At 40.1% G+C, this 25,405-nt stretch carries 18 protein-coding genes; 16 read left to right on the forward strand and 2 right to left on the reverse strand.

What is annotated here, in order from left to right; translation table 11 throughout:
- Positions 1-6 precede the first annotated feature (6 nt).
- The 9 genes from PBAT_RS12665 to PBAT_RS12705 all read left to right on the forward strand — a co-directional run bounded on the left by PBAT_RS12665 (position 7) and on the right by PBAT_RS12705 (position 12,073).
- Positions 7-1,575 (forward strand): response regulator transcription factor, encoded by a 1,569-nt coding sequence (locus PBAT_RS12665; protein WP_068650065.1) that lies wholly within the window; start codon positions 7-9, stop codon positions 1,573-1,575.
- A 77-nt stretch (positions 1,576-1,652) separates the two neighbouring features.
- The gene (locus PBAT_RS12670) at positions 1,653-2,456 is read left to right on the forward strand and encodes an acyltransferase domain-containing protein (RefSeq protein WP_068650066.1); all 804 of its coding nucleotides are present in this window, start codon (positions 1,653-1,655) and stop codon (positions 2,454-2,456) included.
- A gap of 339 nt (positions 2,457-2,795) precedes the next feature.
- Positions 2,796-4,073 carry an ABC transporter substrate-binding protein gene (locus PBAT_RS12675; protein ID WP_068650068.1) on the forward strand — a complete coding sequence of 426 codons (1,278 nt, stop codon included), beginning with the start codon at positions 2,796-2,798 and terminating at the stop codon, positions 4,071-4,073.
- Between the two features lie 68 nt (positions 4,074-4,141).
- On the forward strand, positions 4,142-5,038 hold the full coding sequence (locus PBAT_RS12680) for a carbohydrate ABC transporter permease (RefSeq protein WP_149466238.1): 897 nt from the start codon (positions 4,142-4,144) through the stop codon (positions 5,036-5,038).
- On the forward strand, positions 5,035-5,874 hold the full coding sequence (locus PBAT_RS12685) for a carbohydrate ABC transporter permease (RefSeq protein ID WP_068650070.1): 840 nt from the start codon (positions 5,035-5,037) through the stop codon (positions 5,872-5,874). The genes PBAT_RS12680 and PBAT_RS12685 overlap by 4 nt, the downstream gene beginning before the upstream one ends.
- Positions 5,875-5,890: 16 nt before the next feature.
- Positions 5,891-8,011 carry an alpha-N-acetylglucosaminidase gene (locus tag PBAT_RS12690; protein WP_068650073.1) on the forward strand — a complete coding sequence of 707 codons (2,121 nt, stop codon included), beginning with the start codon at positions 5,891-5,893 and terminating at the stop codon, positions 8,009-8,011.
- Positions 8,012-8,171: 160 nt separating this feature from the next.
- On the forward strand, positions 8,172-8,978 hold the full coding sequence (locus PBAT_RS12695; RefSeq protein WP_068650075.1) for a response regulator transcription factor: 807 nt from the start codon (positions 8,172-8,174) through the stop codon (positions 8,976-8,978).
- Positions 8,975-10,678, forward strand: a complete 1,704-nt coding sequence (locus PBAT_RS12700; protein ID WP_068650077.1) for a sensor histidine kinase — start codon at positions 8,975-8,977, stop codon at positions 10,676-10,678. Before PBAT_RS12695 ends, PBAT_RS12700 begins: the two co-directional genes overlap by 4 nt.
- Before the next feature lie 192 nt (positions 10,679-10,870).
- Entirely contained in the window at positions 10,871-12,073 is a 1,203-nt protein-coding gene (locus PBAT_RS12705; RefSeq protein WP_420848773.1) for a stalk domain-containing protein, read from the forward strand.
- Between the two features lie 142 nt (positions 12,074-12,215).
- Here the strand turns inward: PBAT_RS12705 and PBAT_RS12710 are convergent, their stop codons facing one another.
- Positions 12,216-13,031, reverse strand: coding sequence for an undecaprenyl-diphosphate phosphatase (locus PBAT_RS12710; RefSeq protein WP_068650081.1), 816 nt, complete (start codon positions 13,029-13,031; stop codon positions 12,216-12,218).
- A gap of 17 nt (positions 13,032-13,048) precedes the next feature.
- The gene (locus PBAT_RS12715; RefSeq protein WP_068650083.1) at positions 13,049-13,780 is read right to left on the reverse strand and encodes a DUF1836 domain-containing protein; all 732 of its coding nucleotides are present in this window, start codon (positions 13,778-13,780) and stop codon (positions 13,049-13,051) included.
- Between the two features lie 240 nt (positions 13,781-14,020).
- Here PBAT_RS12715 and PBAT_RS12720 point away from each other — a divergent pair, with 240 nt between their 5' ends.
- The 7 genes from PBAT_RS12720 to lacZ all read left to right on the forward strand — a co-directional run bounded on the left by PBAT_RS12720 (position 14,021) and on the right by lacZ (position 25,294).
- Positions 14,021-15,331, forward strand: coding sequence for a hemolysin family protein (locus tag PBAT_RS12720; RefSeq protein WP_068650087.1), 1,311 nt, complete (start codon positions 14,021-14,023; stop codon positions 15,329-15,331).
- A gap of 210 nt (positions 15,332-15,541) precedes the next feature.
- Positions 15,542-17,116, forward strand: coding sequence for a response regulator transcription factor (locus PBAT_RS12725; protein ID WP_068650089.1), 1,575 nt, complete (start codon positions 15,542-15,544; stop codon positions 17,114-17,116).
- 5 nt (positions 17,117-17,121) lie between these two features.
- Positions 17,122-18,897 carry a cache domain-containing sensor histidine kinase gene (locus PBAT_RS12730; protein WP_068650343.1) on the forward strand — a complete coding sequence of 592 codons (1,776 nt, stop codon included), beginning with the start codon at positions 17,122-17,124 and terminating at the stop codon, positions 18,895-18,897.
- A gap of 189 nt (positions 18,898-19,086) precedes the next feature.
- The gene (locus tag PBAT_RS12735) at positions 19,087-20,382 is read left to right on the forward strand and encodes an ABC transporter substrate-binding protein (RefSeq protein WP_068650091.1); all 1,296 of its coding nucleotides are present in this window, start codon (positions 19,087-19,089) and stop codon (positions 20,380-20,382) included.
- A gap of 126 nt (positions 20,383-20,508) precedes the next feature.
- Positions 20,509-21,405: a carbohydrate ABC transporter permease gene (locus PBAT_RS12740; RefSeq protein WP_068650093.1), complete on the forward strand. Its 897-nt coding sequence runs from the start codon at positions 20,509-20,511 to the stop codon at positions 21,403-21,405.
- Positions 21,398-22,222: a carbohydrate ABC transporter permease gene (locus PBAT_RS12745; RefSeq protein ID WP_068650095.1), complete on the forward strand. Its 825-nt coding sequence runs from the start codon at positions 21,398-21,400 to the stop codon at positions 22,220-22,222. The genes PBAT_RS12740 and PBAT_RS12745 overlap by 8 nt, the downstream gene beginning before the upstream one ends.
- 33 nt (positions 22,223-22,255) lie before the next feature.
- Complete coding sequence (gene lacZ / locus PBAT_RS12750; protein WP_068650097.1) at positions 22,256-25,294, forward strand: beta-galactosidase, LacZ type; 3,039 nt, start codon at positions 22,256-22,258, stop codon at positions 25,292-25,294.
- Positions 25,295-25,405 lie beyond the last annotated feature (111 nt).

Here is a 25,405-nt window from a genome sequence, read left to right on the forward strand (position 1 = left end):
ACAGTCTTGCACTATAAAGTGTTACTCGTCGATGATGAAGCGATCGTGTGTGATGGTCTGACAAGGTTTGTTAATTGGGAGGAGCTCGGATATCAGGTCGTTTCGGCAGCGAATTCGGTTGCGCAGGCGCTCGTGTATATGGAATTTCACCCCGTGGACATCGTGATAAGTGATATCAAGATGCCGGTACAAAGTGGATTGCAGCTACTTGAAGTAATCCAGGAGGAATATCCGGATGTGAATACCATCATCTTAAGCGGTTATGGTGAATTCGAGTTTGCACAGAAAGCGTTGCGTCTAGGTGCTGTCGATTTTTTAATGAAACCTGTCAATTTCGGTGAACTAAAAAAACTACTAACGGCGATTCACCATAAGCTTGAGGTGGAGCGTAACGAGATTCGCTATAGACAGGACTATAAGAAAATGCAGATCAATAACTTGTTAAATAACCTTGCCAAAGGATATATAAGTGATCTTACTCATGAAAGTGTGCAACATCTTCAGCTTTCTATAACCGATGATGATTATTATGTGGCCCGAATTCAATTGAATAGGTCCTACATGCAATATGATACCTTGACGACGATTAAAGAAGAGATTCATCAAGTCGCTGGTCAGGCTGCCGAGGGTATTGGAACGGTATACGTCTTTAACAATGAGTTAAATGAAATGGCCTGTCTGTTTACTCCGCTGGCAAGTTTGCAAGGTATTCAACGTTTCGCAGATGAGTTACTAGCTGTGCTTGTTGGACGCCAAATCTATGCTCTGATCGGAATTAGTGCTAGACACCAGAAGATGGTTTATTTGAAAGAGGCCTATATAGAGGCTGGTAAAGCTTTGCAGTATTCCATCATAAACAATAAACAGAAGATGAACATGTATAGTGATATGGATCATTTACTGCTGATAGATCATAGCATTGATGAGGAATTGGTTATGGATATGCTCAATATGCTTGCTAATCCGACTCAGAGAGACAACCTCGTAACGGTTATACATTCGACGATTGATGCTATGGATCATTCCAGCGGACAAAGCGTTGGTGAGATCCATTCCTTTTGTATTCAGACGATGTTCATGTTAAGCCAGCACATTCAGAGCTTCAGTAGCGTTAAATCGGATTTTGACGGAAAGCTGTACTCTTCAATAAGATCGTTGTTATTGACTCCAAATATACCGAGCATTAAAGATAATATGGCAAGCTACCTGGTTCAGTTGAACAATGAAATGACGAGGCTGGAAGATGGTGCGGGGTCAGGAAGTGTGATTGCGAACGTGAAGCGTTATATAAACGAGCATTTCGCTGAAGATATAAGTCTCAACACGCTTTCGAACGTATTCTTTATCCATCCCATTTATTTAAGCCGATTGTTTAAGGAAAAGACAGGCGTGAATTTTATTGACTATGTAACCGAAGTGAGAATTTCCAATGCTAAGGAGCTTCTGAAAAACCATGCTCTGAAAATATATGATATCTGCCAAATGGTAGGCTATGATAGTCCGCGCTATTTCAGTAAGTTATTTAAGAATACAACGGGTATGACACCGAAGGAATTTAAAAAAATGACTCTTTAATTCTAAACCATAGGTCCATGCGACCCGTATCAAAATAAGTAGGAATACGATAATCGATCAGTAGGAGGACTTCTTGCGTGAATTTGAAATCATTTTGTGAAGGGATAAGACTTAATCCCGACGCCCAAAAACTCTTGTTTGATTTTCATAAGGATGAAGAATCATATAATAGGCACAAACAACAGTTTTACAATAATCGATTCTCCTTCTTTGAGACTGTAAAGCAATATCCAAACCATCGTCAGCTATTTTTATATTATTATGTGAGATTTGCAATAGACGCTTATGGAGAATATCAAAGAAGGGGCATAGCAGATCAGATTTATTTTGACACGTTTACTGACATAGAGATTTGGTGTTCAAACTGTAAACGAGATTTCGGTGAATACGGCATTCACGAATATGAATGGCTACAAGAGCATGTTCAACTGCGGTTATTCAGACTGGGAAGATTACAGTTTCAGCCATCTGCCTTTGATCGTGAGTTAGAAGTAGAGGGAAGAAAGATCTATAAAAATCAAATTGTTCTCAATGTACATATTCCGTCGGGGGAGCCGCTAGAACCTCAACAAGTCGAAGAATCCTTTGAACTTGCAAGGGGATTCTTCAGAGGGATTACTCCGATTTATATTTGTCATTCTTGGTTAATTTACCCGAAATTAGATGAGATATTAAAGCAAACATCCAATATTATAAAGTTTAGAAATAATTTCATAAACTATCAGATAGATTATGACGCAAGAGAAGCTGAAGAACGGATATTTAATAAGGTGAGTTCCGATCCATCTGAATATGAAGCCCATACAACTTTACAACGAAGTGCGAAGGCGTATCTAATGGCCGGCAACAAACTGGGTAGTGGTTATGGAATTAAATTATAGTTTCGTTGGCGAGATCAATTTCATTTATCGTTGGAACCTGAGCGAGCGTTCAAATATCACGATGAGATATTACCTTAGCAGGCACGCTAGAGAAAGTGGAAGAATTTAAAAAAAGCGGTAACGTCATTTATAAATAAACAAAAAGCAATAACCCAGTTGCCTTCAAACTGGGTTATTGTGCATGACATGGCGTCTTGGAATTAGCAATAATCATTCATTTAAAGAAAGCTGATTATTCATAATGAACCAAAAAAATTTAGATTTTGATATAAGACGAACTACTTTAAAATTAAGTTATGAAAGAGCTGAAAGAAATATAGAAAACAAGGGGGTCTCACCATGAAGAAGGTTAATATGTTACTACTCACTGCAATAACCGTACTTTCGATGACACTTGCAGGTTGTTCTGGAGCGAAGAACGAACCGACAGCTGATCAAGGCGAGAAGAAAGAAAAAGTTAAAGTGAGAATCGCTTACTGGAACAAAGAGGAAAGCGTTAAGACGCTTCTAGATCTAGTGAAAGAAAAATTACCGAACATTGAAGTCGAATACCAATTTATTGATAACAAACAATATCAGAACATCATCGAAACGCAGCTAACAGCAGGAGCAGGACCAGATATTATTTCCACCAATCCATATACAGCTTCAAGATATGCGAAGCTAGGATACATTAAGGATATTTCTTCGTTAGCAGATCGTTATAATGACGGTGGGAAAAATGTATACTCGGTTGACGGTAAATTGTATGCGCTTCCAGGTATTAGTTGGTTTGAAGGAATGTTCTACAACAAAGAAATTTTCGACAAATTGAATCTAAAGCCACCAACAACGTTTGAAGAAGAACTAGCGCTTCACGAAACATTGAAGAAGAACGGGGTTAAGCCGCAGGCTATGGGTGCTAAATCTTGGGAACCGATGATGAAATCTTCAATGGCCTTCGTAATGAATGATTTCTTAGCTAAACCTGAGAATAAGGATTTCGATGTTCAATATGCTGAAGGTAAAACTAAGCTTGATGGGAACTGGAATACAGCGCTAGAACAGTGGTCTGAATTAATCAAGAAAGAATACTTAACGGAAGATATGTTGGGTATTGATTATGATCAAGCGCTTGATGAATTTGCAACGGGTAAGGCTGCAATGTGGCAATCTGGCCCATGGGCTGTTGAGACAATTCAGAAGAAAAATGCAAATTTGAAATTTGATATGTTCCCGTTCTACGGAACTGAGCCAGGAGCAGGATGGTTGATTGGCGGACCAGGCGTAGGCTTTGCAGCGAATAGTAATTCCAAGCATCAGGAAGAAGTTATGCAAGTCTTGGACTTAATTTCGACTCCTGAAGGTCAACAAGCGTTCTGGAACGACAACAAGGGCGGAAGCAGTTATTTGAAAGGCGTTGAATTTGAAATGCCTGAACAATTTGCGAGTGTAAGCGAAACATTGAAAGCAGGAAATGTATATGCACCTTGGAACAACTGGGGTAACGCTTCTAATGTCATTGAAGATTACGGTAAGTATTTCCAATATGTATTGAGCGGTGAAATGACGGTTACTGAAGCGCTACAAGCTATTGATAAAAAGACAGCAGAATTGATTAAAGCTAAAGCAGAGTAATGAACCCTAATATTTGCGGCAGTACTACTGTGCTGTCGCAAATGTTTTACAGAGAGGTTGAATGACACATGAATACGAAAATGAGGTTGTTAAAGAGGGAATTTGATTATCAAATATTGATTTTACCAGTACTGATTTTTTACTTACTGTTCTGTGTATATCCCTTTTTATCGACGTTCTATTATAGTTTTACCGACTATTCCAATATGAAATTAACAAATTTAAAATTTGTGGGTCTTGAGAATTTCAGAAGTATATTTGATAGCGATCTGTTGATGATCTCCATTAAGAATTCGCTTATTTACGCATTATTAATGACAGTATTTCAGACGACTTTCGGCTTGATACTGGCTGTATTCTTAGATCGTAAATTAAAAACAAAAAATATTCTACGTTCGATGTTTTTCTTACCGGCAGTCTTCAGTCCTTTAATTATCGGTTATTTATGGAGTTATCTCATGTCTACTTCTGATTTCGGTCTAATCAACAGTGCGATTACTGCGCTCGGGTTTGAGAAAATTAATTTTCTTGGTAATCCAGACTTAGCCTTATATTCCGTCGTATTTACCCAATTATGGCAATGGACCGGATGGGCAATGGTTATCTTCCTTGCGAACCTACAGTCTATTCCCAAAGATTTATATGAGGCAGCGGAAATTGATGGCGCAAATAGCTGGCGTAAATTCTGGAAAGTCACTTTGCCACTTATGCAGCCTTCCGTAAACGTTGTTGCAGTCACAGCCATGATCGGTGGATTAAAAGTGTTCGATATTATCTTTGCACTAACGGAAGGTGGACCAGGTAATTCGACGGAAACAATTATGACTGCTTATATCAAGACCGTATTTAATGAAGGATTTTATGCAAAAGGTGCTGCCTTCGGTGTTGTGTTCTTTATTGCTGTCATGATGATCACGATGGTGATGATGAGCTTCTTAAGAAAATGGGGTGAAAATACAAGATGAGTTCAAAATTGGTGCGTAAATGGGGTAACCCCTTGTTTGAACTTTGTATGATTGTTGCGGCGGTGATCACATTTATACCGATCTATTATTTGATTGTTACGACATTTAAAACACCTGAAGATGCTACGCTCTTTCCATTGGCGTTACCGTCATCGTTGAACTTTGCCAACTATATGGAAGCATGGACGACGATGCAATATCCACGCGTATTTCTGAATACGCTGATTGTAACGGTCACATCCGTTTTGGGGATTGTCTTGTTCTCCTCCATGGCTGCTTATTCGTTGGCAAGAAGAAACCATGCGTTTAACCGTTTTTTATTCATGTTCTTCTTGGCGGGTATGATGGTGCCTTTCCAAATGGGACTCGTTAATTTGTATAAATTGATTAATGCGCTTGGTTTGATGGATCATCTTGCTGCGGTTACCGTTGTGAATATCGGTACGGGTAGTATCATCGCTATTTTCTTATTTCATAGTTTCTTTCTCAGTTCGGTCCCAATTGAACTCGAAGAGGCTGCCTTTATAGACGGATGTTCTGTTTTCAAAACATTTTGGCTCATCGCGTTCCCTTTATTGAAGCCGGTTATCGCTACTGTGGTGATCTTAAGTACATTGAACGTGTGGAACGACTTTATGAATCCGCTCCTGTTCCTTCAATCCAGAGACAATAACGTCATTCTATTGGAAGTCTTCCGTAACGTGGGTCAATTCTCAGTTGACTGGACGAGTCTGTTCCCAATGTTGCTGATGGGTGTTGCGCCACTTATGATTTTCTATCTTGCTATGCAGAAATATATTATTAAAGGTGTTGCAGCCGGAGCGCTAAAAGGATAAAAGGAAGGTGTATTCTATGCTGCTTACTGCGGTAGATAAGATGGATGTATTAGGTATGATCGAAAGAGTCATTGGGGAAGTAAAGGCTTCGCAATTTCGATTGGAATCGATAGACCAGGAGAACGGTCAGGATGTATTTGAGTTAGAAAGTGAAGGCGGGGTCGTCGTTCTCAAAGGCTCATCAGGAACGGCTCTAGCCTCAGGATTTCACTGGTATTTAAAACATACTTGCAAGGCGCATTTATCGTGGTGTGGAAATAATCTTGAATTACCTGACGAATTACCTAAGCTTGATGCCCCAATTCGTCTAGCCACACCTTATATGTACCGATACTATTTAAATTATTGTACCTTCTCCTATTCGATGCCTTTCTGGGAATGGGATCGTTGGGAAATAGAGATCGATCGGATGGCGATGAACGGCATCAATTTGGCACTTAGCATTATTGGGCAAGAGGAAGTATGGAGAAGAACACTTCTTCGAGTAGGTTATCAAGAACAAGAGGTATCTGAATTTGTATGCGGTCCTGCATTCTTCGCGTGGCAGTGGATGCAGAATATGACTTCTTGGGGCGGACCGTTACCTGAATGGTGGTTCGAAGACAGAGCTCAATTAGCACAAGCGATTCACCAACGCATGAAAGAACTAGGTATTTCTCCTGTACTACCCGGATATAGTGGTATGGTTCCACGGGACTTCGGCGAGAAATTCCCAAGTTCACAACCTATCGATCAAGGGAAATGGTGCAATTTCGATAGACCATCACTCTTGCTTACGGATGATCCGATGTATACTACCGTCGCTACCGCATTTTATGAGGAACAACAAAAGCTGTTCGGAACAGACATTCATTTCTATAGTGTAGATCCGTTCCATGAAGGTGGAAAAACAGATGGCATTGACTTAGGCGCCTATGCGGTTGGTGTTCAGTCAGAGATGATTCGTCATGATCCGAAGGGTGTGTGGGTATTTCAGGCTTGGGAGGGCAATCCGAAAAAAGAAATATTACAACATGTGATACCAGAACAAGCCTTGGTTCTTGATCTGTGGTGCGAATCACACCCAACATGGGAGAGTAATGAAGCTTTTCAAGGGATTCCTTGGGTATGGTGTATGATTCAGAATTACGGTGGTAAGAACGGGATGTTCGGTAACTTAGAGACGATTGCACATGACCCTATAGCTACGATACATAATCCCGCTGCAGGACGAATGAGTGGAATTGGGATGGCAATGGAAGGGATTGAGACAAATCCTGTGATGTACGATCTAATGGCAGACTCCGTGTGGCGCTCGGATGCGACTGATGTTGGGGAATGGCTAAATGGCTACATTGAACGACGTTATGGCAAGGTTACGCCACAAGCACGGATGGCTTGGAACCAGCTACAACATAGCGTATACAACTGTAATACGGTACAGCAGGGTGGTATGGAATCATTCATATGTGCGCGTCCATCTCTGGAAATCTCCAGCGTGTCCAACTGGGGACCAAAGAAAGAATATTATGAACTTGAGGCTGTACGTCAAGCATGCAAATCTCTCTTTGCATGTTATGAGGAGTATCAAGATTCGGAAAGCTATCGATATGACCTCACTGATGTAACACGACAGGCATTAGCGGATTTGTCCCGCGTGTATTATAGTCGTTTCTCGGAGGCTTATCGTATAGGAGATTTTGCAACGTTCGATAAGGAGTCAGAACAGTTCTTACAACTCATCCGTATGCAGGAGCAACTTTTATCTACGAACAAAGCATTTATGCTTGGACCATGGCTTGAAGATGCTAAGCGTATGGGAAGAAACCAAGAAGAGATAGAACTGTTCGAGTTCAACGCAAGGACGCTCGTGACGCTGTGGGGGCCGAAGGAGTCTTCAGAGTCGCTGCATGATTATTCTCACAGAGAATGGTCTGGCTTAATCGGAAATTTCTATTTGCCACGGTGGGAAATGTTTATCGAGAGCCTCAAGGATGCGATATCTGAACAATCGGTCCCGGAGCCAATGGATTGGTATGCATGGGAATATGAATGGACACAAGGACATGAATTATATGCGATTGAACCTCATGGGTCACTTTATGAAGCCGTGAGTATGATCTTGAATACTTACTCTGAATTTGGAACAGAAGAATAACATAGAATTTTTGTGAAAAGCAGCTTTTCAGCCAAAATTGTGGCGATGAAAGCTGTTTTTCCCACATTTCATTTAATTCACATGACGATGTGGAGCATTTAAAACTATTGATCATTCAAAGATGAAGTTGGTAAAATAGATCATGGAGGGGGATATCATCATGTACAGAATGCTTATTGCCGACGACAATAAAAATGAGAGAGATGGTATGAAATACTTGATCTCTAAATATCAACTGCCTATCGAAATTAGTGAGGCGAGAAACGGTAAAGAAGCACTTCAGATTGTTCAACAACAGAAATTTGATATTCTTCTAACGGACATTAAGATGCCATTCATGGATGGCTTGGAGCTAGCCAAAGAAGTTCGGACGATCTATCCGAATATGAAAATCATGTTACTCAGCGGTCATGGCGAATTTGAATATGCAAGGTTAGCTATTCCACTCAGGGTACTTCATTATTTGCTGAAGCCCGTTGAAGCACAAGAGTTACGTAGGGTGCTTTCTGAGGTTATTGAAGAATGTAAGCAGGAAGAAGCAGAACGAGATAAGATACAATCCAATTTGAAACCGCATACAAATATGGATGCAGACGCTCATGTAGAATCCATGGGAAATCGTACGCCAGAAACCGAATATGGTATAAGAGCGATAGATGATTTGATCCGTATCATCGAGAATAACTATGATCAGGATTTGAGTCTGGATTATCTGGCGGGAAAGGTTCATTTGTCTGGTAGTTATCTCAGTCATCTTTTTAAGAAAAGAACAGGGACGAGTGTCGTGAAATATATCAATCAGTATCGTATGGAGAAAGCGAAAGAATTCTTAGACCAAAGTAATTACAAAATAAATGATGTGTATAAGATGGTAGGGTATTCAGATTTCTCATATTTCGGAGTGTCCTTCAAACAGCATTTCGGGCTTACACCCACGCAATATCGAGAAAAGGTTCGATCTTTATGAAAGCATTATTGACGTTCTTCCGGGATATGAAGCTCAAGAACAAACTGGTCGCATCCTATCTGGTCGTGATTATTATTCCCATCTTGGTATTGGGCGTCTATTCTTACCGAATGGCTGAATTTTACTTGAAGCAGCAACTTATGATGGGCATGGAGAATACCGTGAAGCAGATTTCTCTTAACTTAGAACAGAATTTTGAGAAACAGAGCAACTTTATTGATTTCATGGTATTCAATCCAATTATTAAGAAAATTATGGGGTACGAATTAGGGGATATATTCAGCTATACGAAAGAACTAAATGAGAATATTGAGCCAACGCTTTGGTACTACACGAACATCAATATGGAGTTGAAAGAAGTCAGCTTTTACTCGGAATTTACAGGTAGGCAGATCGGGAACTTTATCTATCCAAGTGAGAACGTTCGGAATTTGGATTGGTACCAAGTAGCCAAACAGCGCAATCAGACAACATGGACCTATGAGCAGGGGGTCTTATTTGCAACACATAATATTATGAAGAGTAATAATAGTACCTTCGCGGGTGTTCTGCATGTGAAGCTAGATAAAGATAGAATTTTTGAGAAATTGGACGAGATCAATAATCGTAGTGACTATGGCACCATTATTACGGATAGCAATCAACAAGTGATTTATTCAAGTGCGAGTGGTGGGGAAGCAGATGCTGTAGCGAGTCAAATCATAGGTGCTAGTACCGGACAATTAGATATTGGCGACAAGGAGTATTCGCTGGTCAAAAGTAATATTGAGCGTCCTGGGTGGACTCTTTATTATTATACCCCTGTACGTTCTATGATCATGGATACTAGCAATATTTTAAAAGCAATGGTATCTATCATATTGGTGTGTATCTCTATCTTATTGTTCATTATATGGATTTTTACAAAGACGCTAGTACTGCCTATCTATACGCTCAAAAAGAAAATAAGAATCGTGGAGGAAGGTAACTTCAACGTTCCTATCCATTCACACTCAAAAGATGAAATTGGCGAACTTACGAACAGCTTTGCAAGTATGGTTCGAAAGATAAGGGAATTGATTGACCAAGTATATCAATCTGGCATTATGGAGAAGGAAGCCGAGCTGAAAGCTCTTCAAGCCCAGATCAGTCCTCATTTTCTATATAACACACTGTCGATTGTTAATTGGCGGGCCGTTCAAATGGAAGCGGAAGACATCAGCCGCGTGGTGAATGCTCTTTCGAAATTCTACCGGACAAGTCTGAATCAAGGAAAGCAATTAACAAGTGTCAGAGATGAGATTCTTAATATTGAAGCGTATATTGATATTCAATTGGCTATGCATGATGATCGTCCGTTCGACGTCGTGTATGAGATTGAAGAAGGCTTGAATTATTATCAGACAGTAAACTTTATACTGCAGCCGATTGTTGAGAATGCAATCAAACATGGTATTGATGAAAAAGAAGAGGGAAAAGGAATCCTTACGATTCAAGCCTATACATACGATGATCATATCCGATTTGTCGTAAGTGACAATGGCAAAGGGATGGATCAAGAACTAATCAATCGTCTTTTATATTCTAACGGAACGGGATATGGTCTGAAAAATGTCCATGAACGTATTAAACTTTACTATGGAGAACCCTACGGCATTACGATCGAAAGTGAAATGAATGTAGGGACCAGGATATGTATTGATATCTCTAAACAGATGTAGGTGGATCTATTATTGTTGCTCCTAAGTCTGTGATATCGACTAAAGATCCTATATTATAGATAAATCTACCATATTGAGGTAAAATGAGAGTTGGTAGTTTCTGATCTACTATATTCAGATTCATAGAATAGGAGACATACAATGAAACGATTTGCTCAAATATTATTATGTTCTATTATCGTCGTAGGTGGCATGTCTGCTTTAAGTACCAATACAAGTGAAGCTGCTTCTAATCAATCTGGTCAGGTTAGCATTATGTTGGATGATTATTCGCTTCCATTTCCAGTACAGCCAACGGTTAAAGATGGAACAACATTGGTACCATTTCGCGCCATATCTGAAGCGCTTGGTGTTAAGGTTGTGTGGAATCAAGCAAAACAGGAAATTACAGCATCTAAGTCGGGCGCAACAGGGACTAAACAAGTCGTACTCACGATGGGAAGTAAGAACGCACTAGTCGATGGTCAGGTGGTTAAATTAATCGCTTCTCCGCAAACGGTTCAAGGGAGTACGCTGATACCATTGAGCTTTTTTAGTACCCAATTTGGAGCAACTGTCGCATGGGATCAAGGGACCAAGACAGTATCGATTACTTCTCCCAAAGAAGATATATATACGATGGGGTTCTATGCGTTGTCTTCTTTTGATGAGCGTTCCATGGTCTCGTCATTCGATTCTGTTGCCTTTGGCTGGAGTAGAATTGATAAGGATGGTCAGTTCACAACGCAGGGCAAGGAGTATAGATGGCCACAGGCAGCGGGTACGGTTACGCCTGAATCTATTATTCAGGAAACGGATCAGCAGGGAACGACACCTTATCTGATGGTATATTCAGTTGATGGTGGTCTTGAGCTTACCAAGAACCTAGAGGACTTGGAACTTCAGAACAAGACGATTACGGCTATCGTGGATACAGCTTCTCAAAAAGGTTTTAAAGGCGTTGTACTCGATTTAGAGGGCTTAGGATGGAGCGGAGATAAAGCGAAAGCACGTTCAGACTATAATGCATTTATTAAGAATCTATCCTCGAAGACAAATCAAGCAGGACTTAAGCTTAGTATCGTCCTTCATCCATTAAATAGTTCTTATACGGGATATGATTATAAGATGCTTGCGAGCCTATCTGATGATTTGATTATTATGGGATATGCTTTCGAAGATGAGAAAAGCCCGGAGCCACTTGGTAAGGTAGACGAAGCTATTACATTGGCTTTGAAGGAAGTGGGTAAAGATAAGCTAATTCTAGGTATATCTCTAGGTAGTGAGAACGAGCAATCTGTTAATGCGAAGATTGGACTTGCCAAACGATATGGTCTCAAAGGAATTGCGATCTGGCGTATCGGAATTATTGGACAAGCAGCGTGGACCGAAATGAATAAGTCAGTCTTCAAATGAAGATTACGAAAAGTTAGATCAATTGATATCAGACCTGAAGCAACTGGTCTCCAAGCATTAAATTAGTCATCAGAATAGAAGAGAGTCCTACTAGACCATTCATTCGTCTAGTAGGACTCTCTTTGTTTATGTTGTGAATATTTTATAACATGAATATCAAGATGAATGCACTCAATAAGAAGCAATACCAAGAGAAGTACTTCAGTTGACCACGCTCCATAATACCCATGAACCACTTCATGGAGAAGTAGGAAGTAACAAGCGAGCATAGGAAGGCTAGCGCATAGGGTAGAGCTAATGTCCCTATTAGAGGGTCATGTATGAGATTCGATCCCTCAAGAATCATACTGCCGACACTTATAGGGATGTAGAGAAAGAATGAGAATTTGAGTGCAGTTGATTGTTTAAGTCCGAGTCCCATCCCGGCAACAATCGTAGCTCCTGACCGACTAATTCCAGGGATTAAAGCAACAGTCTGAGCAAGTCCGATGATGATAGCATCTTTCAGTTTGAGTCCTGCTTCATTCTTTCGACCGCGTAGATTACGGATCAACCATAACGCAACTCCGGTAATAAATAGGGAGATGGCGATGGTCAGCATTCCTTTAAAGACCTCAGAGATAAGATCATTGAATAGGAATCCAACCAGCCCAGCAGGGATAGTTGCAATGATAAGGTAAAGGATGAAGTGGAAATCTTTCTTGTATTGCTGATCTTTTGTGGTTAGGAACAGATATCCGTGTTTAATTAACTGTAATAAATCATTCTTGTATATAAGCAGAATAGCTAACAGTGAAGCGAAATTGACAAGTACTTCAAAGCTCAAACCTTCAATTTCTAATCCAAAAAGCTTTTGTACAATGATAACATGAGCACTTGATGATACAGGAATAGGTTCGGTAATACCTTGTACTAAGCCCAAGAAGGCATATTTCAGCAAATCAAAGAAATCATTCATAGTTGTAGAACACCTCGTTAGTGAAGATTGTGTAGAAATACCATGCCATGGACGTAGCGACGAGAGAGAGACTGGAAGCAGGATGTATGAACGGAAGTTAAGGCTACATGGATAGCAGTCTGTAACGTTTCTCTTTGTTCATCAGATAGATCCGATTTGTGTGAAATATAATCTTTCGCTGCCTCATTAATCATCTGATCCCATTTATAGACGAAATCTGACCGTTCACCTATGTAATTGCGGTAACGTTCATCAAGTTCCTCGAACAACGTAGCATAGGAGGAGTAGAAATCAAGAGGGTTAATCAGTTGAAATACAATTTGAAAAAACTTGCGGATGGTGTCGTAATCTAAGGTTGATCGTAGATCCTCTATGATAAAGAATAGAGCAACTTGTTGCAATGAGTACTTCTTTCCTTCCTCGGCATGTCCAATGAAATCTTTGAAATCCCGCTTCACCCAATTTTGAACAGAGGTTATGGAGAAATGAGTGTATTCAATTTGCGATCCTAAGGACACAATATCATGAAGTGAAAAAGAGGGATGAGTGTCTGACTTAATCATTTTTTCTATTATAGATGGAAATGCGGTCGATATTAATGCCGACATGGATCTACCTTGTGCCAATTCAAGCTCATGATTTTCTCTCCAAATGCCTTGAATAACGGTTCGTGGAGAAGTTGTCGCCCCTACTTGTAGTGAGAGTAATAAGGAAGACATTGCCTTACGGGTAAATGTTAGAGTTTCCATAGTGACACCTTTCTATATTGACTAGTTCATCTGAACTTATCATAAAATGATTCTGTGTTCGTGTCAAAACGATGTACTAAAAGATAATGCCTTATCAGGTTTTGCTAACGAGACTAAATCGTCTAATATCACCTCGTATTCGCTTTTTAGCGGTTTGATACAGAGAGAAGGAAATAATATAATAAGTTCATAAGAACTGTTTGTTTGAACGGTTCAACAATTGATAAGAAGGAGCTTGATATGTTACTGAATTTATTTCTGATTGCTGTACTGATTATTCTTACTGCCTTTTTCGTGGCTACGGAGTTTGCGATCATTAAACTTCGTCCTAGCAGAGTGAATCAAATGGTTATGGAAGGCAAGAAAAACGCATTGGCGGTTCAGAAAGTTACAAGCAATTTGGATGGATATTTATCAGCGTGTCAGCTTGGTATTACAATTACTGCACTAGGTCTTGGTTGGTTAGGTGAACCAACAGTGGAGAAGATCCTGTTTCCTCTGTTCAAACAACTGGGAATTGCTGAAAGCACAGGACATATTCTGGCCTTTATTATTGCATTCGTGTCGATAACGTTCCTGCATGTCGTGTTGGGTGAACTAGCTCCAAAGACGCTAGCGATTCAAAAGGCAGAACAAATCGCAGTGCTTACTGCACCTATTATTATTATATTTAATAAAGTTATGTATCCATTTATATGGTTGTTAAATGGTTCAGCCAATACATTCGTAAGAATGTTCGGCATCATGCCTGCCAGTGAACATGAGGAAGCGCACTCAGAGGAAGAGATCCAGATCATTCTGTCCGAGAGTTATGAAAGTGGAAAAATCAATAAAACGGAATATGGCTACGTCAGTCGGATATTTGCCTTTGATGATTTGTTAGCTAGGGAAATTATGGTGCCTCGTACAGATATGGTGTGTCTAGATGTGAATCAAACACTTGAAGAGAATATAGCTATTGTGAAAGCAGAACAATACACTCGCTTTTTGGTTACTAAGGGGAGTAAAGATAATATCATTGGTTTCGTAAATACAAAAAAGTTTTTCTTGAAATACGATAATACTAATCTGGATTTTGATTTTAACGGGTTGATTCAACCTGTTATGACAGTACCGGAAAGTATACCTGTTAAATCACTTCTATTGAAAATGCAGGATCAACACGTACACATTGCTCTTTTATTAGATGAGTATGGTGGAACATCAGGATTAGTTACGATCGAAGACATATTGGAAGAAATCGTTGGAGAGATCCGAGATGAGTTCGACACAGATGAGAAGAAACCCATTGAAAAAATAGAGGATCATCGTTACCTCGTTAAAGGAAACACTTCTATTGATGATATCAACTTACAGCTCGACGTAAATATTGAACATGAACAAGTTGATTCCATTGGAGGTTGGTTATATAGTCAACAACCGGAACTAGCCAAAGGTATTGCATGGCAATACAACGAATTGACGTTCATCATTCGAGAAAAAGATAAAAATCGTATTCGTAAAGTTGAGATTATTCGTGAGAATGTCGAAAAAGAAGAAAGTGAAATATAATAAAATAAGCAGGGTCCTATCGATCAGTGAGTTGATCGGTAGGACCCTTTTTTTGAATATAATGTTATGAGTATTCAAATAGGCTCTGAATTGGTATTATAAGGATTGAGTTTATTGAAAATATTGAAAGCGCTATCATAAATAGCGGTTAGATGATTTAATATGAAATACCCATTTATAGAGATTCCTATACAGGGGGGGGCGATATGTTTGAATGATCTGTGTAAAGTGTTGATTGTTGATGATGAATATCTGGTAAGACAGGGAATCAAACATCTTCTGAATTGGGAAACAGAAGGTTTTCAAATGATTGGAGAAGCTGGAAATGGTAAGGAGGCACTAGAAATGGTGTCCTTGGTAAGACCTCATATTGTGATTACCGATATTGTTATGCCTGTGATGGATGGAGAAGAATTCACTCGAACGTTGAAGGCGACGTATCCTGAAATTGAAGTTATTGTGCTTAGTAGCTTCAGTGAATTTGAATATGTGAAGTCTACTTTTCGGAGTGGGGTAGCGGACTATATATTGAAGCCTACGCTAGAAACAGAAGGACTCCTTACTGTACTGAGAGCAACTGCAGATAAAATACCGTCATTGAGTGGTAGAAATCTTGCCTTAAGCAGCTTCAGTCCTTCTGTAGATAGCATTATTGATAAGCTTATTTCTGGGTATGAAGCGGATGTTGATACAAACATTATTCATGATACATTTCCATGGGATAGCTTCTGTTTACTAGGTCGTTCTATGAAATATATGATCAATAAAGATCAGAAAGAGCTTGCTTCATATAAGACTAGCTTGGTAGCGGAGGTAGCTCGCCATGTCTCTCAAGACCTTACGAAGGTTCATCTGATTGTAACGGAACCTGAGATGTTTATGGTGCTGTTGAATTTTAGGAACAAGGAATTGGGAAATATCTCGGATGTCGTGAGAACGATAGCAACAGTGATAAGTAAGCATGAGCCGGAATGCTGCTGGGTTATGGGGGATGTTTTTCATCATTTGAATCAAATAGGGAACGTGTATCGGGAATCTTTCTTGAAGATGATGGATTATTTATTCTTTTTGCCAGATCGGACACTTATCATAGGAAGTGAGTTACCTATTGTTCCTAAGAACGATATAAAGTTCAATATGAATCATTTCACCGATGAGTTAAAGCGTAAGCAATCGGATACAGCTTTTCAATATTTGCAGGAGCATGTTGAGGTACTTGCGGGTCAGTATAAGAATGATGTGTTTGAGTTCAAGTCATTTCTGAGTAACATTATTTTTGTAATTATCACGTTACTAGATAATACGAAGATAGATACGGCGCTCCTGGAAGAAGAGAAATATAGTTATTTCAAAAAAATGGATGAATCTAGGCATGCGAGAGATGCGGTTAGATTGTTACAGTCGTTTCTAGATAAGGTGAAGCTAATGATCGCATCTACGGACAATAAAGAGAGCAATCGACTACAGCAACTGCTTGATTACATGCACGAGCATTATGCGGACCAGCTTACCTTGGCAGAGTTATCGAAGCATTTTCATTTCAATACATCGTATTTATCCAGTTATTTCTCAGCTCATATGAAGGAAGGATTCAGCGAATACTTGAACAGAATTAGAATTGAGAAGGCTGAAGAATTGTTGAATGACGATAGCATTACCATTTCAGAAATCAGTGGTAGGGTGGGATACTCTGACCATAGTTACTTTTGCAAAGTGTTTAAGAAATATACAGGAGATTCTCCAAGCTCCTATCGTCGCAAAAAATACAAGAAGCAAGTGAAGTGAATGTGATGAGGACTTTATTCGATAAATTTAAAAATTTGAAGTTGTTTACGAAAATGTTCATGGTCATGGTTGTGAGTATTATTGCCGTCTCAGTAGCCATATCATGGACCGTCATTCATATGTCGACAGATTTGTTTATGCAAACGTTTAGTATTACCAATACGAAAGTACTCAATCAGATTAAGAGTGGGTTTGAATCATACAATGATGCCATCGTAACGGTCGTAAGTAATGCCAATCAGAGCGGGGCGATGAAGAGCTTCTTGACGCAAGGGGATGCAGATTCGCTAAGTACCGCGAAGTCGTATTTCAACATGTCTGAGCAGATGAAGAAGCTCAAATCGAATTTAGATGCATATGAGGTGGGAATCACAATTGCTGGAGTGAATGGTCGAGTGTACTCAACCGATCGCTCTTATTTGTCGATGGATGATAAGAAGCTGAAGCAGCACCCACTTACTCTAAATAGTCATAAAGATCCGAAACGACTGATCTATCAAGATTATAAAGAAATTACGGGAACGAATGGTCTAGGAGAGCCGATGATTGTTGCATCCAAAGCCTTATTAGACCGCTCTACCGGTTATGTTTATGGAACGATATATATCAGCATGAAGGAGCGCGACTTCGGTCAAGTCTTCGATAGTTACACAAGCCTTGGTAACGATGTGTTCATCCTTAATAAAAATGGGATGATCGTCTCGAGTAATCGACAGGATCGAATTGGCTATATGAGCCAAGAACTGCTGGATTATGCAGAACAAATGGATACGGAAGCTTCAGATTATTTAAATGTAAGTGTGCAAGGTAAGGATAGTTTTGTGATATCGGATAATCTCCCTACGTATGATTTCTATATTGTGAATACAATCGATAAAGAAATAGCCCTTGGGCAAATGATTGATACTAAGACATTGACGCTCATTGGTATCGTTATCGTAGGCATCGCATTATCGATCGTATTTCTCATCACTAGACAAATCAGTAAATCACTAACGAAGCTTGTTCTTCAAATGTCCAATGTGACACATAATGAATTCGGCAATCACATCACGGTGACGGGAAGTTATGAAATAAGAGAACTCGGTCAGGCGTTTAATTATATGGTTGATGAGCTCCACGATTATGTAGACAAGCTTGTAGAGACGCAAAAAGGACAGCGGAATGCAGAACTTGCAGCATTACAACGACAGATTAACCTGCATTTCTTATACAATACATTGGCATCCGTCAAAACATTAGTACAACAAGGCAGTAAGGAGAAGGCGACGGAAACGATTCATTCATTAATATCGGTGTTGCAAAACACGATCAGTAATGTCAGCGAGACGATTATGGTGGAGCAAGAGCTCGGAATATTGAAACACTACGTGTTTATTAACCATGCTCGTTATGGTGACCGTATTAAGGTTGGTTATTTCGTTGCACCCGAGTGCATGGACTACCATGTTCCGAAGCTGATCATTCAGCCTTTTATTGAGAATGCCTTTTTTCATGGTTTTAACGTAAAAAGTAGCGGCTACATTCATGTACTAGTGTCAACAGACGGACAGGCTCTTTATTGTGAGGTAGTGGATAGTGGTGATGGAATCGAAGGACTCCCTTCAGAGGATGCTTTCCTTAATACGAAGAAGAGTCGGCAAATGTTCAGTGGGATTGGGATTAAGAATGTACATGATCGTATCCGATTGTTGTATGGAGAAGAATATGGAGTCAGCATTGTGAGCGAACTTGGAAATGGAACACGGGTGAAAATAACGTTACCGTTGATCAAATTATAAAGATAGTAATAGAAACCAAAGAAAGTACAAATCGTTTAAGTAAGCGATTACAATATAGCGAAAAATTGACAAATGATCGTAAAGATATTCCTAACGATCGATTCTAGAGAAAAGGTAAGATTAATCCCATGGAAAGCAAACGCTTTCAGTAAAGGTTATCAAAATAATACTCAACGGGGGTTGATGAAAATGAAGAAGTTAAGTGTTGTTCTTCTAACAAGTGTATTAGTATTAAGTGCCTGTTCATCGAAATCAGAAGAATCCAACACGAGCGGTGGTGAAGCTGCAGGGAAAAGTAAAGAAATAACAGTCTGGGCATGGGATCCAGCATTCAACATCGCAGCACTAGAAGCCGCTAAAGAAGTATATAGTGCAACAGACCCTGATGTGAAAGTGAATATCATAGAGTACGCACAAGCAGATATTATTCAGAAATTAAATACAGGACTCAACTCGGGTACTACAAGCGGTCTTCCGAATATCGTACTGATTGAAGACTATCGTGCTCAGAGCTTTCTCAGTGCTTACCCAGATGCCTTTCATGAATTGTCGGGAAGTATCAAGCCAGAGGATTTCGCAGAATACAAACTTGGTCCTACAAGTCTGAATGGTAAGCAATATGGTGTACCTTTTGACTCAGGTGCAACAGGGTTGTACTACAGAACAGACTACTTAGAGCAAGCAGGTTACAAGGCTAAAGATATGGAGAATCTGAATTGGGATCAATACATTGAGATTGGTAAAGCTGTCAAAGAAAAAACAGGTAAAAAAATAATCACGTTGGATCCAAATGATCTAGGGATTATCCGTTCGATGATTCAGTCGGCAGGTTCATGGTATCTAGCTGAAGATGGAAAAACACCGGATATTGTAACGAATGCTGCGCTGAAGGAATCCTTCATGATTTACAAAAAAATGATGGAAGCTGATATCGTTAATATTCACTCGGATTGGAGTCAATTTATTGCAGCTATAAATAAAGGCACAATAGCTACAGTTCCAACAGGGAACTGGATTACACCTTCCATTAAGCAAGAAGCTTCACAATCAGGCAAATGGGCAGTAGCTTCGTTCCCGAAACTTCCGGGTAATGCTAAGTCTGTGAATGCCTCTAACCTTGGAGGAAGCTCATGGTATGTGATGAATGTTCCAGGAGCAGAGACAGCAACGGATTTCTTAGCTTCAACATTCGGTAGTAACGTTGAAATGTATCAAAAACTACTAAAAGATATTGGTGTAGTAAGTACCTTTAAAGCGGCTTCTACAGGAGATGCTTATTCGCAAGAGGATCCGTTCTTCTCAGGACAAAAAATATATGCTGATTTTGCATTATGGACAGAGAAAATTCCAAATGTGAATTATGGTATGCACACCTATGCGATTGAAGATATCTTAGCCGTTGAAATGCAGAACTATTTGAACGGTAAGGAAATTGATAGTGTCCTGAAGGATGCTCAGAGCCAAGCGGAAACACAAGTTAAATAATCATCATTTCCTGATAAACCACCCAGAGCCTTGAGGTTTGATCGGCTCCCTCGCCACAATGAAAGGGGGTTCGGTCAGCACTCAAGGTTCTATTTAGTATTACCTACAGAGAGGAGTGAGACAGGTATGAAGCAAGCCAAACCACGCTTGAGTTTAGACAGAAGAAATGGCATTTCCGGGTGGTCATTTATCATCATTTCTGTTGTGATGATCTTTACCTTTTATTTCTATCCGATGGTTCAATCGCTCATATTATCTTTCAAAACAGGTACAGGGGCTAACTTAACATTTGTGGGATTAGATAACTATATTCGGTTGTTCAGTGATCGTACTTTTCTAACAGCGGTTAAGAATACGTTTATTTATTTGATAATACAGGTACCTGTAATGATCATTCTGGCATTGATGATTTCAGTCCTTTTAAATGATAGTAAGCTGAAATTCAGAGGGTTCTTCCGCACAGCGATATTCCTTCCTTGCGTTACGTCGCTCGTTGCATATTCGATCATTTTTAAATATTTATTTGCTGGCGATGGCCTTGTGAACTCTTTATTATTGAATGTTCATTTGATTAATCAGCCGATCGAGTGGATCACAGATCCATTCTGGGCCAAGGTGACGATTATCATCGCAATCACTTGGCGCTGGACAGGGTACAACATGATCTTCTACTTATCCTCCTTACAGAATATTGATAATTCTATCTATGAAGCAGCTAGAATTGACGGCGCTTCATCGATCCAGCAATTTTTCAAAATAACAGTTCCACTAATGAAGCCAATCATCTTATTTACATCCATCACATCAACGATTGGTACACTACAACTCTTCGATGAAATTGTTAACATTACGAAGGGTGGACCAGGGAACGCCACGATGAGTATTTCCCATTACATATATAATCTTTCCTTTAAATATTCTGCGGATTTCGGTTACGCAGCAACGGTATCTTACTCCATCGTAATTATGATTATTGTGTTAGCCTTCATTCAGTTTAAAGTGGCAGGTGAGAAGAATGGCTAAAATGAAAAGAACGTTTGTATATTTGTTTCTCAGTGTCATTTCCTTCGTATCTATATTTCCTTTTCTATGGATGATTATCAGTTCTACGAATCCATCAGTTGATGTTACTAAAGGTAAGCTTCTTCCAGGTAGCTACTTCATGGACAATTTAAGAAAACTAATGGATTCAACAGAATTGTTGCAAGCACTATATAACTCGGCTGTTATTGCTATCATGACTACGGTATTGGCGATGGTTATCGCTTCACTTGCAGGTTATGGATTCGAAATATTCAGAAGTAAGACGAGAGACGCCGTATTTAACATTTTACTGCTCTCTATGATGATTCCATTTGCTGCACTTATGGTACCGCTTTATCGCTTCTTCGCAGATATATCGCGCTTTGCGCCTGCCATAGGTATTAACAGTATTTCTGCAGTTATTCTACCGACGGTAACGACAGCGTTCTTGATATTCTTCTTTCGTCAAAGCACCAAGATGTTCCCGAAGGATATGCTTGAAGCGGGTAGAATTGATGGTCTAACGGAGATCGGAATTTTCTTCAAAATATTCATGCCAACGATGAAAACAACGTACGCTGCTGCGGGTATTATTACGTTCATGGCAAGCTGGAACAATTATTTGTGGCCATTGATTGTATTGCAGACACCAGAGAAGAAGACCATTCCACTCTTGATCTCGAATCTGGGTGCGGGTTATGCTCCAGATTATGGTGTGATTATGACAGCGATTGTCATTGCAACGCTTCCGACAGCGTTAGTGTTCTTCCTATTGCAGAAGCATTTCGTAGCGGGTATGACAGGCTCTGTTAAGTAAAGCTTGATTTATAGGGTGAGGGGAGAGTTTCAGATGTCTATAAAGCAAATAACACCTACGTTAGAATGGTTAACGGACTTAAATATGTATGCAGTGAATCGATTGGATCCACATTCGGATCATCGATATTATGAAACGATGGAAGAGGCGGAAACGCTAGGCGTAATGCCTCTTCGGTATTCATTAAATGGTGAGTGGAAATTTAGTTATGCTAAACATCCAGATAGCCGACCTCAGAATTTCTATCAAGTAGACTATAATTGTGCAGGATGGGATCATATTGATGTGCCAGGACACATCCAGCTACAAGGATACGGGAAACCACAGTATGCGAATACGATGTATCCATGGGATGGGGTTGAAGAATTACGACCACCACACATTCCACTGAATGATAATGTGGTTGGAAGTTACGTGAAGTACTTCTCAGTGCCCGATAATATGAAGAATAGACCTGTGATGGTATCGTTTCAGGGCGTGGAATCAGCCTTTTATGTATGGGTAAACGGACAGTTTGTAGGATACAGCGAAGATAGTTTTACACCATCGGAATTCGATATCTCTCCTTACTTAGTAGAGGGAAAGAATAAGCTAGCGGTAGAAGTCTATCAACGGAGTACAGGGGGATGGCTAGAGGATCAAGATTTCTGGAGATTCTCAGGAATATTCAGAGATGTGTATCTGTACACGGTGCCGGAGATTCATGTTCGTGATCTATTCGTTCATACGGGTCTGGATCAGGAGTACTCCAAAGGAACGTTATCTGTAGAACTTGATTTTCTTAGTGATGTGAAAGCATCCTTACAACTGGATTTAAGAGATGCAGATGGAGAACAGGTAACGCTCGTTCATTCGGCCGTTGATGGAAGAACGCTTGAAGTGTCTTTGGACGTTGGACAAGTCCAGTTATGGAGTGCAGAGAAGCCTTACTTATATACACTATTTATTCGCGTTCTTGATGCATCAGGTAATCTAGTGGAAGTTATTCTACAACGCGTAGGATTCCGTGTCTTTGAGCTTATAGATACAGTGATGTGTCTGAATGGCAAAAGAATTGCCTTTAAGGGTGTCAATCGCCATGAATTTAACGCTAGACGTGCTAGATCCGTTACGAAAGAAGATATGTTGTGGGACATTCGTACATTGAAGCAACATAACATCAATGCTGTACGTACATCGCATTATCCGAATCAGACAGATTGGTATGAACTATGTGATGAGTATGGGATCTATGTGATTGACGAAATGAACTTAGAGACGCATGGTTCATGGCAGAAGCTAGGCGCTGTGGAGCCTTCATGGGTCATTCCAGGAGATCGGCCAGAGTGGCAAGGTATCGTTCTTGATCGTGCTAAATCAATGTTAGAAAGAGACAAGAATCACCCATCTATCCTGATTTGGTCCTGCGGTAATGAGTCTCATGGTGGCGAAGTCATCTATAACGTGTCGCAATACTTCAGAGAGAAGGACCCGGATCGATTGGTTCATTATGAAGGCGTATTTCATGATCGACGTTTCAATGATACGAGTGATATGGAGAGCCGCATGTATGCGAAGCCAGCAGACATCGAGGAATATTTGCTTGATGATCCGCAGAAACCATTCATTAGCTGTGAATACATGCATGCGATGGGTAACTCACTTGGAGGCATGCACAAATATACAGAACTTGAAAGAAAGTATCCATTGTATCAAGGTGGATTCATCTGGGATTATATCGATCAGGCATTGTTCAAGAAAGATCGCTATGGCAACGAATTCTTAGCGTATGGTGGCGACTTCGGAGACCGACCTACTGACTATAATTTCTGTACAGATGGCATTGTATATGCTGATCGTAAGCTATCTCCTAAGATGCAGGAGGTTAAAGCGTTATATCAGAACTTCCGTTTGCAGCCTGAACTTGAAGGTGTGACGATAGTAAATGAAAGCTTATTCCAGAATGCGAATGATTACAGGTTGGAATATAGCGTGAATTATGAAGGAAGCGAACTGTATCGTGGGAGCATGGAAGTGGATGTAGCACCACGATCAGAACAATATGTGGCATTGCCTTATCTTGCAAACTTTGTTGATGTAGCAGGTGACTATTACATTAACACATCACTGGTATTGAAAGAGGATATGGCTTGGGCGCAAGAAGGTTATGAGATTGCATTTGGTCAGACCATATTCCAGCATGGTTCGGTAGATATACAGCAAGAAGTATCAACTGGTAAGCTGAAAGTGATTCATGGCGACGTCAATATTGGTGTTCAGGGAACCAACTTCAGTATGCTGTTCTCAAGAGCGCAAGGTAGTCTGGTCTCACTTGTATACTCAGGCAGAGAGATGATCTCTCGTCCTCCATATCCGGAGTATTGGCGTGCAATGACCGATAATGATAGAGGTTGTAGCAAAGGCTTCACGCATAGTGGATGGTATGCAGCTAGTCTCATGCCTAAATGTGTTAATGTGGAGACGACGAAACAAGATGATTACGTCTTAGTATCGTTCTCATATGCGGTTAGTATCAGTGAGGACGTTAAAGTTACGGTGACCTACAAAGTGACTTCAGATGGTGCTTTGCGAGTGAAGACACGATATCAAGGTGCGGCTGGATTGCCGTCATTACCGATCTTTGCGCTTTCCTTCAAAATTCCTATGGATTACAATCATTTAGATTGGTATGCTATGGGACCAGAGGAGAACTATATTGACCGTGTTGATGGCGCTAAGCTTGGGGTATTTCGTAACGAAGTATCAGACAACGTATCTGGTTATGTTAAACCGCAAGAGTCAGGGAATCGTACGGGTGTTAGACAAGTCAGCATAACGGATGATCTCGGTCATGGGATTCTTATTAATGCGGACGTACCTGTAGAATGTAACATTTCACCGTATACAGCATTTGAGCTAGAGCATGCAGCGCATCATTATGAGTTACCGCCAGTCTATTACACGGTTGTGACGGTAGCTGGCAGACAGATGGGTGTGGGTGGAGACGATAGTTGGGGTGCACCAGTCCATGATGAATATCTAATCCCATCGGATGGTGAAATGGAGTTCGAATTTGTGATAAAGGGATTGTAGTTATAGAGTAACAGCGGCTCTTTATTATGGGTTGCAAGCTTTAGAGATCAATGAATTGATCTCTAAGGCTTTTTTTATGTAAAAGGACTTCATGAGTATCCAAAATGATTG

It is taken from the genome of Paenibacillus antarcticus, assembly GCF_001637225.1.
Lineage (GTDB): Bacteria > Bacillota > Bacilli > Paenibacillales > Paenibacillaceae > Paenibacillus_AQ > Paenibacillus_AQ antarcticus.